Consider the following 13,709-nt stretch of genomic DNA (forward strand, 5'->3'; position numbering starts at 1 on the left):
CCCACTTAATCACCCTGGGTGACGAGAGTGCGGGCTCTGCCCGTGTCGCCGCCCCGGTAGCGTGGTGGCGGCCGAGAGGGGGAGTCCATGCGCAGGGTGCTGGTCAGCGCGTGTCTGATGGGACGCCGGGTGCGCTACGACGGGCGCGCCAAACCGGTGGAGGACGACGTGGTCGCCCGCTGGCGAGCGGAGGGCCGCCTGGTGGTGCACTGCCCTGAGGTCGCGGGCGGCCTCCCGGTGCCCCGGCCGCCCGCCGAGATCGAGCCCGGCGCGACCGCCGCCGACGTGCTCGCGGGCCGCGCGCGCATCCTCACTCCCGAGGGGCGGGACGTGACCGCGCACTTCGTGGACGGCGCCCGGGCGGCGCTGGCCACCGCCCGCGCGCACGGCGTGGCGGTGGCGGTGCTCAAGGAGTCGAGCCCCTCCTGCGGGGTGCACCGGGTCTACGACGGCGCCTTCGGCGGGAACAGGGTGCCCGGGGAGGGGGTCACCGCGCGGCTGCTCGCGGACGGTGGCGTCGCGGTGTTCACCGAGGACGAGATCGCCGGGGCCGCCGCGCGCCTGCGCGAGCTGGAGGGCGTCTGAGGGTCGGCGCCGGGACCCGGCCGGTGGCGGCGGGCCCCGGAACCCCCGGATCAGGGACGGACGACCTCGTAGCGCATGCACGCGAAGTCACCGGCGCGGTGCACGTCCAGCACCCTCAGGTCCACGCGCCCGGCCAGCAGGGGTGAACCCGCGCCCAGGGTGACCGGCGCGACCGATACGAACACCTCGTCCAGAAGGCCGAGCCGGGCCAGGTCCGCGGCGATCCGCCCGCCGCCGACCAGCCACACGTCGCGCCCGCCGGCCGCCTCGACCATCTCCGCGTGCAGGTCGCGCAGTTCCTGGTCGGTGTCGGCGCTGGCGAAGCGGACGTCGCCCTCGACCTTGGGCAGGTCCCGGTGGGTGAGCACCCAGGTGGGGGCCTGGTAGGGCCAGGGGTCGCCGCCCTCGTGCTTCAGGATCCACTCGTAGGTGCCCGCGCCGGACACGATCGCGCCCGCCTCGCGGACGAAGGCCTCCGTCTCGTTCAGGGCATCGCCCCCGTCGGCGGCGAACAGCCACTCCAGGGAGTGGTCCTCGGTGGCGATGAAGCCGTCCAGGCTCGTCGCGGTGTTGTAGATCGTCCTGCTCATCGTGTACCTCCGTCGTGGTGTCGGTCCTGAAGCCATTCGATGGGGTCGCCGTGGTCCACCTTCATGCCCTCCGCGCGCAGCATGTGGCGCACGAGCTGCCTGCGGTGGGCGGAGAAGGTGAGCACGTGCGCGACGACGCTGCCCAGCACGAAGCTCTCGGGCGGGTCGCACAGGGCGTCGATCAGCCGGTCGCCCCAGGCGCCCCGCCGCCCGATGTCGTCGACCGCGGCGACCCAGCGCGCCCCCGAACGCGTGTGCCGCTCCGCCAGCGTCTCCAGGTCGTCCGCGCCCCGCTCGGGCAGGTCGGCGCCGTCGATCGAGGCGAGCCACATCTCCTTGGTCCGGACCAGGTGGTCGAGCACGGCGGCCACGGACTCCTCCGGTCCGTCCCACTCCAGGACGGTCTGTCCGGGGGACCGCACCCGCCGGTAGGCCTCCTCGGGCAGCCGCCCGGCGAGGCGGATCAGGTGGGCGGTGTCGTCCACGTCGTGGTGGACCTGGAGGGTGGTCAGGTCCATGCCGGTCCGCTCCTTGGGTCTGTCCTCGATCCACAGGTGGATCGGCGGATGGAAGTGGATGCCGTTGGGCGCGGACAGCCATGTGCCGCTGCCGGGCGTGGTGGCGCTGGGCGGGTGCCCGAAGGCGCGTCCGAAGGCGCGCGTGAACCCCTCGACCGACTCGTATCCGGCGGCGAACGCGGCGTCGGTCACGCTGCTGCCCTGGCTGATCTGCCAGGCCGCGCGTTCCAGGAGCACCCGGCGGCGCAGCGCGACCGGTGACTCCCCGGTGTCGCGGGTGAGTCTGCGGGTGAAGTGGAACGGTGAGGCGAAGGCGTGGTCCGCCATGTCGGTGAGGCGGGTGTTCTCCTCGTCCAGGACCGCGTCGAGCAGTTCGCGCAGGCGGTCCCGGCCCGGGGTGGGCTCGGTCATGGCACCAGTATGTTCACCGGCGGCGCCCGGGCGCCTGACCGATCTTGCCCACCCGTGCCGCCGCGCGGCCCGGGGTCGGCGGACTCCGTCTCCGGTGCGAGCGCCCCGGCGGATGCGGTAGAGTCTTCTGCGTCGGCGGGGCCGGAAACGGTGACCGCTCGACGAACGGGACGTAGCGCAGTTTGGCAGCGCACTTGACTGGGGGTCAAGGGGTCGTGGGTTCAAATCCCGCCGTCCCGACAGAGAAGTAGCAGGTCAGCGAGGGGTCCACCATCAGGTGGGCCTCTTTCTGCGTCTCCGGTGGGGTGGAAGTGGGGCTGTGACCGGGGCATGCGGGCGGTCAGCCCACGTCGTTGCCCCCGCAGTCCGGCCGGGCGCCCGCCGTTGCCGCAGGTGTCCGGACCCGGCGCCCCGGCACGCACCTCGGGGCGGAGAGGTCGCGTGGCCGGACCAGGCGCCCCAGGGCTACCAGCGTTCTTCCTCGCTCACCGGCTGCTGTGCCACCGGCCACTGGCCGGTGGTTGCGCGCCAGGCGAAGTACACGCCCGCGAGGAGCCAGATGAATCCGGCTGTGCCGTCCTCCAGGTTGCCTCGCTGGCCTCCTGGGTCCGCCGTCAGCGAGACGAGGAACGCGATGATCATGCTGACCATGTACGCGACGCCCGCGAGGCCGAGCCCAGCACCGATGCGCAGGCCGAGGGGCGCACGAAAGGCGCCTCCCGCGTAGACCGCGAGAGCGCACATCCCGGCGATGATCCCCCACCCGCCGAACTCCGTCAGCTCCGGCACGTACTGATCGGCGCCGAAGTAGACGACGACCATCACCACGAGCGCCGCCCCGCCGACAACGGCGAGCACCGCACAGACCCCGAGTACCACCCGGCTCACCACTGCAGTCATCTTCGGTAGCCTTTCCACAACATACGGTGATGCGTGCGGCCTCAACATAACCGGTCTGGTTTTGTCGGGCAGTGGTGAGAGCGGATCTCGACCGCTGCGGGGAACACCTTCGACGGCGGCCGATCCCGGCGGGCTGTGGCCGGTCACGGGCTGGTGGACCGAGCCCGACCGGTGGGACTGGGCTCCTGCTGCGAGAACAGGGCCCCGGGGCCCAGCACCCTCGTACGGAGCGAGCCGTATGTCAGCCGACGGGTTCGATGCGAAGGACGGCACTGGTGTCGAGGGTCTCGACGACCTCCAGGGCCATGGCGTCGTTGATGGTCGCGGCGGTCCCCTCACCGCAGGTGAACCCGACACCGCCGCCGCCCCCCGAGGTCACGCCGCCGCCACCGGAGCAGCCCGCGATGCTGTAGCCCGACCCTGTCAGCGGTGCGGCCATCTCGACCTCGCCGTCGGTGATCGCCGTCACCTCGATCGGCCCGAGGCCGTAGTCTTCCGGCACTGTCACGACGTCCCCCACGGCGACCTCGATCTCACACGTCCCGTCAGCGCACGGCCCGGTCGGTGTGTCCGTCTCCGTGGCGGTCGGACCGGGGTTCGACGCCGACGCCTCGGCGTCGGATCCACTGGGGCGGCCTTCAGCGTGGGACTCCTCCGAGGGATCGGCGGAACACGACGTGAGAGCGGCGAGCACGACGGCGACGACAGCGGCGACGACGGGGGCGGATGGCGTTCTACGCGTCATGGCCTCCATTGAACGCTGTCACCACCGGGGTGTCTACGGGTTCGGTCAAGCCGGTGGGGCTGGCTCCTTGGGACACCTCGCTCCACACGCGCTGCGCGGGCTCCCGTCACCGGTGTCGTTCCGCTCTCGGGCCACCCCGTGTGCCCTGTGCCGAGGGCGTCCACCTGCCCGGTGAGCCGGACTTCCCGGGGCCGCGCGGCCGGTCCGTGGCGCCGGTTCTCCCAGGGCCTCAGGAGCCGGGGTCGCATCCGTGGGATTAAAGGTGCTATACATGGACATACCGGCAATGAAAACGGTTTTCATTACTGAATATCCTGTCCGGTGCGACCGCAGGGGTGTGCAGCTCAGTGTCGAAGGAGGCCGGGCTGGAGGCCGAGGCCGCCTTGGGGGCCCTCTACGAACGAATCGCTGCCCTCCGCGCCGACCCGACCCGTTCGACCGGGACGCCGGGGACCCGACCCCCGGTCGCAGACACCTCCCGGGGCCGTTTCTCCCGCGGCCCCGCCCCCGAGAAAGGCCGAACGATGAGACGACGACTCCTGCCCGCGGTCACCTTCGCGGTGCTCCTGGCGGCCACCGCCTGCGGCGGCGGCGAAGCCGAACAGGCCTCCGCTGACGGCGCCACCCTGCGTTACGCCGCGGTCGGAGCTCCGGCGGCCACCACCCACGACCCGCACGGCCGCGTCAGCAACGAGGCCGACTACATGCGGTTCGCCATGCTCTACGACGTGCTGACAGTGACCGATGAGGAGGGTGCGGTCCAGCCGCGCCTGGCTCAGTCCTGGGAGCCGGCCGGAGAAGCCCTCGACCTGTGGACCGTCAGCCTGCGCGATGACGCCGTCTTCTCCGACGGCCAGCCCGTCACCGCCGACGACGTCCTGTTCTCGCTGAAGCGGATCCAGAGCAAGGGCGCCGAGAACAACGGACGCCTGGCGGTGTTCGACCTGGAGTCCTCCTCCGTGGTGGACGAGCACACCCTGGAACTGGCCACCCACCAGCCCTATGCCGAGGTCGGCAGCGCCCTCGCCTCCCTGACCTTCGTCGTCCCCGACGGCAGCGACGACATCACCGAACCCGTGGCCGGCTCCGGACCGTTCCAGCTGGAGGAGCACGACGACACCACCGCGGTCCTGAAGCGCAACGACGACTGGTGGGGCGGGGCCGCCGACTACGAGACCCTCCAGATCACCGCCATGCCCGACCCCGCCGCGCGCGCCGAGGCGGTGGCCTCGGGGCAGGCGGACGTCGCGGGCAGCGTGGCGCCCGTCAGCGCACAGCAGTACGAGGAGTCCGACGCGGTCCAGGTGGTCACCAGGCCCGCCGGGGTGAACTACCCGCTGGTCATGGACCTGGAGACCGAGCCCTTCGACGACCCGGGTGTGCGTGAGGCCGTCAAGCTCTCCCTGGACCGTGAGCAACTCGTCGAGACGGTCTTCCTCGGTTACGGGGAGCCCGGCACCGACGTCCTGAACCCCGACGCGCCCTTCGCCCCCGACCTCGAACCGGTCGAGCGGGACCTGGACCGGGCCCGGGAACTGCTGGAGGAAGCCGGGCACGCGGACGGTGTCGAACTCACCCTGTACGCCACCAACTCCTACCCGGGCATGGAGGAGACCGCGGCCCTGGCCGCCGAACAACTCGCCGAGGCGGGCATCGACGTCGAGATCGAGGTGGGCGCGCCCGACACCTACTGGACCGAGGTGTGGAACGTCGAACCCTTCTACCTCAACAGCCTGGGCGGGAACGGGTTCGTGGACTTCGCGCGTATGTCCCTGCTCTCCGACGGCCCCGTCAACGAGACCGCCTGGAACGTTCCCGAGTGGGACGCCGACTTCACCGAGGCACTGGCCACCGCGGACGAGGAGGACCGCCACGCGATGCTCGCCGACCTGCAGGAGCGCGTCGCCGACGACGGCGGGTACGTGGTCTGGGGTACGGGAGACGGTATCGACCTGACGGGCCCCGGTGTGAGCGGTCTGCCCACCGGTCCCGGTTTCCACCGCCTGTTCGTCGAGCGGGTCGAGGTCGCCGGCTGATGTCCGGCCCCGAGGCCGCCCCCGCGGCCGGCCGCCCCCGCGTCCCGGGGGCGGCCGCGGGGGTCTCGCTCCCGTTCGCCGTCGTGCGGGCGGTGTTCCTGCTGGCCCTGGTGTCGGTGGCGGTGTTCACGGCCACCGAGTTCCTGCCGGGAGACGCCGTGGACCTGCGTGCCTCGCCCGGGGCCGACGAGGCGCAGGTGCGGGAGCTGCGGGAGGAGCTGGGCCTGGACGCCGCGCCCTGGCGGCGCTATCTCGACTGGGCCGGATCCCTGCTCACCGGTGACCTCGGCACGTCCCTGGTCAACGGCCGCCCCGTCGCCGACGCCCTCGCCCAGCGGCTGCCGGCCACCTTCGCGGTCGTCGGGTCGGCGTTGGCGGTGGCGGCCCCCGCGTCCCTGGCCCTGGCCTGGTGGGCGGGGGGAAGCAGGCTGGCCCGCCGGGCGTCCACGGCCGTCCTCACCGGAGGCGCGGCCGTGCCCACGGCTGTCACGGCCGCGGTGCTGGTCACCGTGTTCTCCGGAGTGCTGGGTCTGGTGCCCCCGGTTTCCCTGCTCCCGCCCGGAGCCGCGCCCTGGCACCACCCGGAACTGCTGTTCCTCCCCGTGGCGGCCCTGGCGCTGCCCACAGCGTTCTACGGCGCGAGCCTGCTGACGGGCGCGGTGGCCGACACCGTGCGCCTGCCCCACGTGGCTGACGCCCGCCGGCGGGGCGTCCCCCCGTGGCGGATCGCGGCGACCGACGTCCTCCCCTTTCTCCTGGCCCCCTTCACCCGGGTCATGGCGGTGTCCGCAGGGGGGCTGATCGCCGCCGCGGCACTGGTGGAGACACTCTTCGGCTATCCGGGCGTCGGGTCCCTGCTGGTCTCCTCGATCGCCTCACGGGACCTGCCCGTCGTCCAGGCCACCGCCGTGGTCGCCGCCGCGGTCGTGCTGGCCGGACTGCTGGTCGCAGACCTGGTCGCCGCCCTGACCGAACCCCGCCGGAGGCGCTCGCCGTGAACCGCCGTCCCCTTCTGCCCCTCGCCTCCGCGGCTGTCCCCCTGCTGTCGGCCGCGGTCCTGGCCGCGGCCCTGTTCGGCGGTTGGTGGGCGCCGCACAGCCCCACGTCCCCGGTGGGGGCGCCCTGGCAGGAACCCGCACCCGGCCACCTCCTGGGAACCGACGCCCTGGGCCGTGACGTGTGGTCCCGTGTCCTGGTCGGCGGAGGGGGCCTGCTCGGTGTCTCCGTGACGGCCGCCGTGTGCGCCTGTGCGGTCGGGACCGTCGGAGGCCTGGCCGCCGGGTGGTTCGGCGGACCGGCCTCGCGGGCCCTCACGGCGGCGGCCGACCTGCTGCTCGCCCTGCCCTCCCTGCTGCTGGCCCTGGTGGCGGCGATCGCCCTGCCCGGGCACACGGCGGTGGTCCTCGCGACGGTGTGCGGAGGAGCCCCGCTCACCCTGCGCGTGGTCAGGGACGCGGTCCGTGCCGTCCGCACCTCCGGGTACGTCGAGGCCGCACTCCTGCGCGGCGAGACGACCGCCTCGATCCTGGCGAGGGAGGTCCTCCCCGCCATGCGGGGGGTGGTCACCGCCGACCTGGGGCTGCGCCTGGTGGTCGCGCTCCAGGTCGCCGCCGCCCTGAGCGTCCTGGGAATGGGCGCCGAACCGCCTGCCCCCGACTGGTCCCTCATGCTCAGGGAGAACATGCCCGGCGTGGCGATCAACCCCTGGGCCGTCGGTGCGCCGGCCGCGGCACTGGGCGTCACCACCGTCCTGCTCGCCCTCCTGGCCCAGCTGTACCTCTCCGACGACCGCACGAGCCGGGTCCGTGACAGCGCACCCGCACCGAAGGAGCCCACGGATGGCTGAGGGACTGTGCGCGCAGGCGCTGCTGGTCGAGGACGAACACGGCGCCCGTGTGGTGGGCCCGTTGGACCTGCGGGCGCCGGACGGCGCGGTGCTCGCGGTCATGGGCGCGTCCGGGAGCGGCAAGACCAGCGCCGTCCTGGCCGCGCTGGACGCGCTGCCGCCCGGCCTGGTGCGCCGGGCCGGGCGGGTGCGCTGGCAGGGAGCGCCGGTGCCCGCGGGGCGTGCGGCGCGCCGGTGGCGCCGGGCCAGCACCGGCGTGCTCGGACAGGACCCCGCCTCGGACCTGCACCCCCTGCGCCCGGTCTGCGCCCTGGTCGCCGAAGCCCTGCCGGGCGGTCTCCGGCGCGCGAACGCCGAGGCCGTCCGCGCGGTGCTCACCTCGCTGGGGCTGGACGCCGACGCCCTGTGGCGTCGTCGCCCGCACGAACTCTCCGGAGGCCAGGCCCAGCGTGTGGCCCTGGCACGGGCGGTCGTCGCCGATCCCGGGCTCCTCGTGCTCGACGAGCCCACGAGCGGTTTGGACCCCGCCACGGTGGAACTCGTGCTCGACGCCCTCGGACAGCGGCGGGGGCGCCCCGGAAGGAGCACCGTCGTGATCACCCACGACCGGGGTTTCGCCGACCGCGTGGCCGACGTCCGTCTCGACATCGGTGAGCCCGAACCGGTTCGCGGGGTCGGCGCCACGACCACGGGCCCCCGGGACCCGGGCGGTGTTGCGGTCCTCGGCCTGCGGGGGGTCCGTCTCACGGCTCCGGGCGGCCGGGAACTGCTCGACGGGGTGGACCTGACCGTCGCCCCCGGGGAGGCGGTCGCCGTCCTGGGGCCCTCCGGATGCGGTAAGTCCACGCTGCTCAGAAGCCTGGCGGGGCTCCATCCTCCCGCAGCGGGTTCGTTCTCACTCGACGGTCGGCCCCTGCCCGCCAGGCACACCGACCGTGCCGGGGAAACGCTGCGAGCCGTCCAGCTGATCGCCCAGGACCCGGCCGGAACCCTGAACCCGGCTCAGCGGGTCGCCACGGCACTCGCACGCCCGGCCATGGTGCTCCGCGGGCTGACCCGCGGCCGGGCCGCGGCCGAGGTCCCCGAGCTCCTGGAACGGGTCGGTCTGCCGGCGGACACCGCACGCGCGCTGCCGGGCCGCCTCTCCGGCGGCCAGCGCCAGCGCGTGGCCGTCGCCCGCGCCCTGGCCGCGCGGCCCCGGGTGCTGCTGGCCGACGAGGTGTCCTCCGCTCTGGACGCCGCGAGCGCACGCACGGTCCTGGACCTCCTGGACACCCTTCGGGCCGAGGAGGGCCTGGCCGTCGTCATGGTGACCCACGACCGGCGTGTCGCCGACCGTGCGAACCGGGTGCTGACGTTGGACCCGGAGCGCCGCGGTCTGGTACCGGGGCCGTAGTGCAGCCTGCGGCGGCGTTCGCGCCCTGCGCGGGCGGCGTCCGAGACGGTCGGCGCTCCGGAGCCGTGCGACCGGGGGCTCAGTCCGAGGGCCGTCGCCCGAGGGCGAGCATGGTCGGATGGACCATGTAGTAGCCCGGGGCGTCGAGCACGTAGTCCGGATGGCCCGGGGTCAGGAGCCGCTCGACTCCGGCCACCTCCTCACCGCTCAGACCCGCGTCGGTGCCGCGCTTGAGCACCGACTCCCGCATCTCCGGCCAGACGACGTTCTCCAGGTAGGGGCGCACGGTCGGGTCGGCGTCGACCGGCGAACCCACCCTGGGGAAGACGTGCACACGCACGTCGAGCAGCCCCGCGGCGGCCATCCAGGCGGTGTGGCGCTCATAGTGGGCGGGCCCTCCGGAGGGGAGCCCCCAGTTGAGTTCGGACGCGGTGCGCGCCGCCCGCTCCAGCCGTGAGTGGCCGGGCAGGAACATGGCCTGGTAGTAGTTGCTGGTGAACAGCCCCAGCAGGCCGCCGGGGCGCAGGGCGCGCGCGGCGCGTGCGACCAGGTCCCCGGGGTCGTCGAAGTTGCCGGGCCAGACCACGTCCGAGGCCCAGATCGCGTCGAACCCGTCGCCGGATCCAGCGGCCTCGTCGAGCACGTCGACCAGGTCGGCGGCGCGCACCTCGACCCTGTCCGACACCCCCTCGGACCGCGCGTGCTCCCGGGCGAGGTCCAGCACGTCGGGGTTGCGGTCGACGGCCAGGACCCGGGCCCGCGGGCCGGCCGCCCGGGCCAGCGCCACCAGCCCGCCTCCGGCGCCGGTGCCCGCGTCGAGCAGGCGCGTGCGTCCGGACAGGTCCATCGCCCCGACCGCCTGTTCGACGGCCGGGGCGACGAAGGCCCGGTTGGCGAGCAGGTAGGGGATCAGTCCGTTCTGTTGGATGTCTGTCATGGCATGGCCACCTCGGCTGTCTCGGATGGGGGACGGTCGCGCTTGTCGGTCGGCACGGTCACGGCCGTGAGGCGGGCACGACGTGCGGCAGTACGCTGGCCAGTTTCTCGCTGGTCTCCTCGAACTCGCGTTCGGGGCGGGAGCCCTCCACGATCCCGGCACCGGCCCGGAGCCAGGCCCGGCCCTGTTCCTCGTAGACCGCGCGCAGGACCAGCGCGGCGTCGAGTTCACCGCTGGATGTGGCGGTCACCACGGCCCCGGAGTACAGTCCGCGCTCCTCCTCCAGACGGGTGATCGCCTCGATCGCCTGGGACTTGGGGATCCCCGACGCGGTGATCGCCGGGAACAGGGCCTCGAAGGCGTGCCAGGGGGTGGCGTCCTCGTGCAGGCGCCCCCGGACGCTGGACGCCAGGTGCTGGACGCTGCCGCGGACGGAGACGCCCATGAACTCCGACACCGCGACGGAGTCCGGCACGCACACCGAGCGCATCTCCGCGACGGCCTCGCGAACCGATATGGCGTGCTCGTGGATCTCCTTGGGGTTGGCCTCCAGTTCGGCGCGGGCGGCGCTGTCCGCCGCCTCTCCGCGCCCCGCCGCCCGGGTGCCCGCGAGCGGGTTGGTCAGGACCTCGCGGTCGGGTCCGACCGTGACGACCAGTTCGGGGCTGAAACCCGCGCTGCGGAGCCCGTCCAGATCCAGCAGGAACGACCGCGCCGGGGTGTTGGCCCCGCGGCCGACCGCGTAGGTGGCGGGGACGTCCACGGGCGAGGGCAGCTCGACCTTCCGGGACAGGATCACCTTGTGGTAGTCGCCGCGTCCGATCTCGCCCAGGGCCTCGCCCACGAGCGCGCGGTAGGCCGGGGAGCCGGCCCGTGAATCGACCGTGACGCGGTTCCGCGCCGGTTCGGCGACCTGCTCGCGCAGCACGGAGAGCACCTTCCCGCGCATCTGCGCTCCGCCCCCGCTGATCCGGGCCCCGTCAGCGGTGATGCGGACCTCGGTCTGGGGCACGATGAGGCGGGCGAGCCGCGCGGACCTCTTCGGGGCGGACAGGTGGGCCCCGCGTAACCGGAGCGCGAAGTCGAACCCCACCCAGCCGTAGGCCCGCCAGGCCGGGTCGGGCAGCCCGGCCAGGGCCGCGTCCAAGGCGTCGGCCGGGCTGCCGGTGTAGTCGCGGGAGTCGGCGGTCCCGTCGGCGCCGCGGACCGTGACCCGGTCGCTGTCGAGGTCGATCCCCCACCGCGCACCGCCGCCGAAGAGCCAGACCCCCTCGCGTTCGTAGAGGACGTACTCGGGGAAGAGCCCCGAGCCCGCGAGCCGGGCGGCGGCCGCGACGGGGTCGAGCGGCCCTTCGACCTGTTCGGTTTCACGACTGCTCACGGCCGTCTCCTCGCCCGGGACGGCCCGTGGGCCGCGTCTGGTGTACCCGTGGTCAACATTCTTCTCCGGTCTTGTGTCGAGGCCAGCGAGGACGCCCGCCTCCTCGTCGGACGGGGGAGCGGGGGGAGCGCGTCCGGGGTTTCAGTCCGAGGTGAGCTCGATCGCGCCGGAAGGGCAGCGGTCGACCGCGTTGCGCACGTGCGCGGCATCGCGGGGGCCCGGCCGGTCGGTGCGCAGGCGCACGAGCCCGTCCTCCTCGCCCTGGTCGAATACTCGGTCGGCGGCGATGACGCACTGGCCAGCGCCGATGCAGACCTCGGGGTAGACGGTGATTCGCACGCGGGGACGTCCTCTTCACTGTGGAGCGGCCCGGGCAGGGCCGCCGAACGCCCGAAGGCGCCTTGGTGATCGTAAATGATAATCATTTTCGCCAGAAGCGCTCATCCGTGTGGCTGAGGTCGCAACGCCTTGTGTGTCGCTTCGGTCGCGAAGTGTGACGAAGGGTGGCGAAGTCCCTCATCGGATCCGCTCGCGCAGAGCGTTCTTGTCGACCTTGCCCACGGGGGTCAGGGGCAGCGCGTCGACGGCCTCGATCCGGTCGGGGGCCTTGTAACCGGCCAGGCCCCTCCCGCGCAGGAAGGCGCCGAGTTCGCGGACCGTGGGCGGGGCGCCCGCGCAGACCAGGAAGGCGACCGACCGCTCGCCGAGGTCCGGGTCGGGAGCGGCCACCAGGGCGACCGCCGACACGTCCGGGTGGGTGAGCAGCTGGCCCTCCACCTCGGTGGCGTCGATCTTCTCGCCGCCGCGGTTGATCTGGTCCTTCACCCGGCCGACGACGTCGATGTGGCCGCTGGGGTGGAGCCGGACGAGATCGCCGGTCCGGTAGAACCCGTCGGGTGTGAAGTGCGTGGTGGCGAGTTCGGGGGCGCGGTAGTAGCCGCGCAGTGTGTAGGGGCCCCGCGTCAGCAGTTCGCCCACGGCGCCGACGGGCACCGGGGCGCCCGTCTCGTCGACCACCCGCACCTCGTCACCGGGCGAGATGGGGCGCCCCTGCGTGGTGCACACCAGCTCCTCGGGGTCGTCGAGACGGGTGACGTTGATCAGGCCCTCGGCCATGCCGAACACCTGCTGTAGACGGCACCCCAGCGTCGGACGAACGCGGCGCGCGAGGTCGTCGGCCAGCCGCGCTCCCCCCACCTGGAGGACCGAGAGGCTGTCCAGCGCCGCTGAGCCCGGAGCCCGGTCGGCGTAGGCCTCCAGCCACACGGGCACCATCGGCGGACTGAGCGCCGTGACGGTCACGCCCTCGCGTTCGATCAGGGGGAACACCGTCTCGGGGGCGGGGCTGGGCGCCATGACCACCGTCGCGCCCACGGTGAGCGCGCCCAGGACGCCCGGGCAGGACATCGTGAAGTTGAAGGCGGCGGGCAGCACCGCGAGGTAGACGCTGTCCGGAGTGAGTTCGCAGGCGGCCGCGGCGGCGCGGGCGTTGTAGGCGTAGTCCCGGTGCGTGCGCGGGATGAGCTTGGGCGTCCCCGTGGTCCCGCCGGAGAGCAGGAGGAGTCCGATGTCGCCGGGGGAGGGGCGCCCGGAGCCGGGGACGCGGTCGCCGGGGGCGTCGGAGAGCAGGTCCGCGAAGCCGACGGCGTCATCGAGTCCGCCGGTGTCGCCGACGACGATCACCTGGCGCAGCTCCTCGTGCTCCTCGCGCATGGACGCGGCCAGAGTCCGGTAGTCGAACCGCGCGTGGCGGTCGGCCACCGCGTAGCCGACCGCGCGGGTGACCCGCAGGAGGTGGGAGATCTCGTGCCCCCGGTGTCCGGGCATGGCGTGGACCGGGACCGCGCCGAGGTACTGCAGCCCGAACCAGAGCAGCAGGAACTCCGCCCGGTTGGGCAGCTGCACCACCATCCGGTCGCCCCGGCGCAGCCCCAGCCGATACAGCCCGGCCGCCACCGCCCCCGCCTCCGCGGCCAGCTCGGCGTAGGTCCACCGGCGCTCGCCGTCGACGAGTGCGACGGCGTCGGGGCGCTGCTCCGCCTGGTGCGTCAGCAGGTCGGCCAGGACCTCCTCACGCCAGAATCCGGCCTCACGGTAGCGCTGACCCGCCTCCTCCGGCCACCCCGGCCAGTCCTGCTCCTGAGCTGTTACGGGCATGTTTGCGCTCTTGGTCATCTCTGCTCCTTTTGCGTTCTATGCCACACATGAGGGGGATCGCGCTCAGTGTGAAGCTTAGGATAAAAAAGATAACGGTTTTCGTTTTCAAGCAAGCCATCGACCCCCGGCCCCCACCGGGTTCACGTCGGCCCCCGAAGCCCGCTGCGAGTCAAGGAGACGATGACGCGTGTCGCTGCCAGCCGATCC

Annotated in this window: 13 protein-coding genes and 1 tRNA gene; 6 read left to right on the top strand and 8 right to left on the bottom strand. The window is 73.3% G+C overall.

Annotated elements, in window-relative coordinates; genetic code table 11:
• Nucleotides 1–87 precede the first annotated feature (87 nt).
• Nucleotides 88–585 carry a DUF523 domain-containing protein gene (locus ACSTA4_RS09165; protein ID WP_444963156.1) on the top strand — a complete coding sequence of 166 codons (498 nt, stop codon included), beginning with the start codon at nt 88–90 and terminating at the stop codon, nt 583–585.
• Nucleotides 586–635: 50 nt separating this feature from the next.
• On the opposite strand, the gene ACSTA4_RS09170 is transcribed toward ACSTA4_RS09165, so the two are convergent.
• The gene (locus ACSTA4_RS09170; protein ID WP_444963157.1) at nt 636–1,175 is read right to left on the bottom strand and encodes a dihydrofolate reductase family protein; all 540 of its coding nucleotides are present in this window, start codon (nt 1,173–1,175) and stop codon (nt 636–638) included.
• On the bottom strand, nt 1,172–2,104 hold the full coding sequence (locus ACSTA4_RS09175) for a helix-turn-helix domain-containing protein (RefSeq protein WP_444963158.1): 933 nt from the start codon (nt 2,102–2,104) through the stop codon (nt 1,172–1,174). The genes ACSTA4_RS09170 and ACSTA4_RS09175 overlap by 4 nt, the downstream gene beginning before the upstream one ends.
• 166 nt (nt 2,105–2,270) lie before the next feature.
• On the opposite strand from ACSTA4_RS09175, the gene ACSTA4_RS09180 reads away from it, so the two are divergent.
• A tRNA-Pro gene (locus ACSTA4_RS09180) sits at nt 2,271–2,344 on the top strand.
• Nucleotides 2,345–2,569: 225 nt separating this feature from the next.
• Here the strand turns inward: ACSTA4_RS09180 and ACSTA4_RS09185 are convergent.
• Nucleotides 2,570–3,004: a hypothetical protein gene (locus tag ACSTA4_RS09185; protein ID WP_444963159.1), complete on the bottom strand. Its 435-nt coding sequence runs from the start codon at nt 3,002–3,004 to the stop codon at nt 2,570–2,572.
• Between the two features lie 241 nt (nt 3,005–3,245).
• A complete protein-coding gene (locus ACSTA4_RS09190) occupies nt 3,246–3,512 on the bottom strand; it encodes a hypothetical protein (RefSeq protein WP_444963160.1) in 267 nt (88 codons plus the stop codon).
• A 761-nt stretch (nt 3,513–4,273) separates the two neighbouring features.
• Here ACSTA4_RS09190 and ACSTA4_RS09195 point away from each other — a divergent pair.
• Genes ACSTA4_RS09195 through ACSTA4_RS09210 form a run of 4 tightly spaced genes read left to right on the top strand, consistent with a single transcriptional unit; the run spans nt 4,274 to nt 9,027 of the window.
• Complete coding sequence (locus tag ACSTA4_RS09195; RefSeq protein ID WP_444963161.1) at nt 4,274–5,785, top strand: ABC transporter substrate-binding protein; 1,512 nt, start codon at nt 4,274–4,276, stop codon at nt 5,783–5,785.
• Nucleotides 5,785–6,783: an ABC transporter permease gene (locus ACSTA4_RS09200; protein ID WP_444963162.1), complete on the top strand. Its 999-nt coding sequence runs from the start codon at nt 5,785–5,787 to the stop codon at nt 6,781–6,783. Before ACSTA4_RS09195 ends, ACSTA4_RS09200 begins: the two co-directional genes overlap by 1 nt.
• A complete protein-coding gene (locus ACSTA4_RS09205; protein ID WP_444963163.1) occupies nt 6,780–7,631 on the top strand; it encodes an ABC transporter permease in 852 nt (283 codons plus the stop codon). The genes ACSTA4_RS09200 and ACSTA4_RS09205 overlap by 4 nt, the downstream gene beginning before the upstream one ends.
• Entirely contained in the window at nt 7,624–9,027 is a 1,404-nt protein-coding gene (locus ACSTA4_RS09210; protein WP_444963164.1) for an ABC transporter ATP-binding protein, read from the top strand. The genes ACSTA4_RS09205 and ACSTA4_RS09210 overlap by 8 nt, the downstream gene beginning before the upstream one ends.
• 79 nt (nt 9,028–9,106) lie before the next feature.
• On the opposite strand, the gene ACSTA4_RS09215 is transcribed toward ACSTA4_RS09210, so the two are convergent.
• The 4 genes from ACSTA4_RS09215 to ACSTA4_RS09230 all read right to left on the bottom strand — a co-directional run bounded on the left by ACSTA4_RS09215 (nt 9,107) and on the right by ACSTA4_RS09230 (nt 13,520).
• Nucleotides 9,107–9,964 (bottom strand): SAM-dependent methyltransferase, encoded by an 858-nt coding sequence (locus tag ACSTA4_RS09215; protein WP_444963165.1) that lies wholly within the window; start codon nt 9,962–9,964, stop codon nt 9,107–9,109.
• 58 nt (nt 9,965–10,022) lie between these two features.
• Nucleotides 10,023–11,345: a salicylate synthase gene (locus ACSTA4_RS09220; protein ID WP_444963166.1), complete on the bottom strand. Its 1,323-nt coding sequence runs from the start codon at nt 11,343–11,345 to the stop codon at nt 10,023–10,025.
• A gap of 141 nt (nt 11,346–11,486) precedes the next feature.
• On the bottom strand, nt 11,487–11,684 hold the full coding sequence (locus ACSTA4_RS09225) for a ferredoxin (RefSeq protein ID WP_358415839.1): 198 nt from the start codon (nt 11,682–11,684) through the stop codon (nt 11,487–11,489).
• Between the two features lie 177 nt (nt 11,685–11,861).
• The gene (locus ACSTA4_RS09230) at nt 11,862–13,520 is read right to left on the bottom strand and encodes a (2,3-dihydroxybenzoyl)adenylate synthase (RefSeq protein WP_444963167.1); all 1,659 of its coding nucleotides are present in this window, start codon (nt 13,518–13,520) and stop codon (nt 11,862–11,864) included.
• Between the last annotated feature and the right edge of the window lie 189 nt (nt 13,521–13,709).

The organism is Nocardiopsis sp. M1B1 (assembly GCF_052466615.1).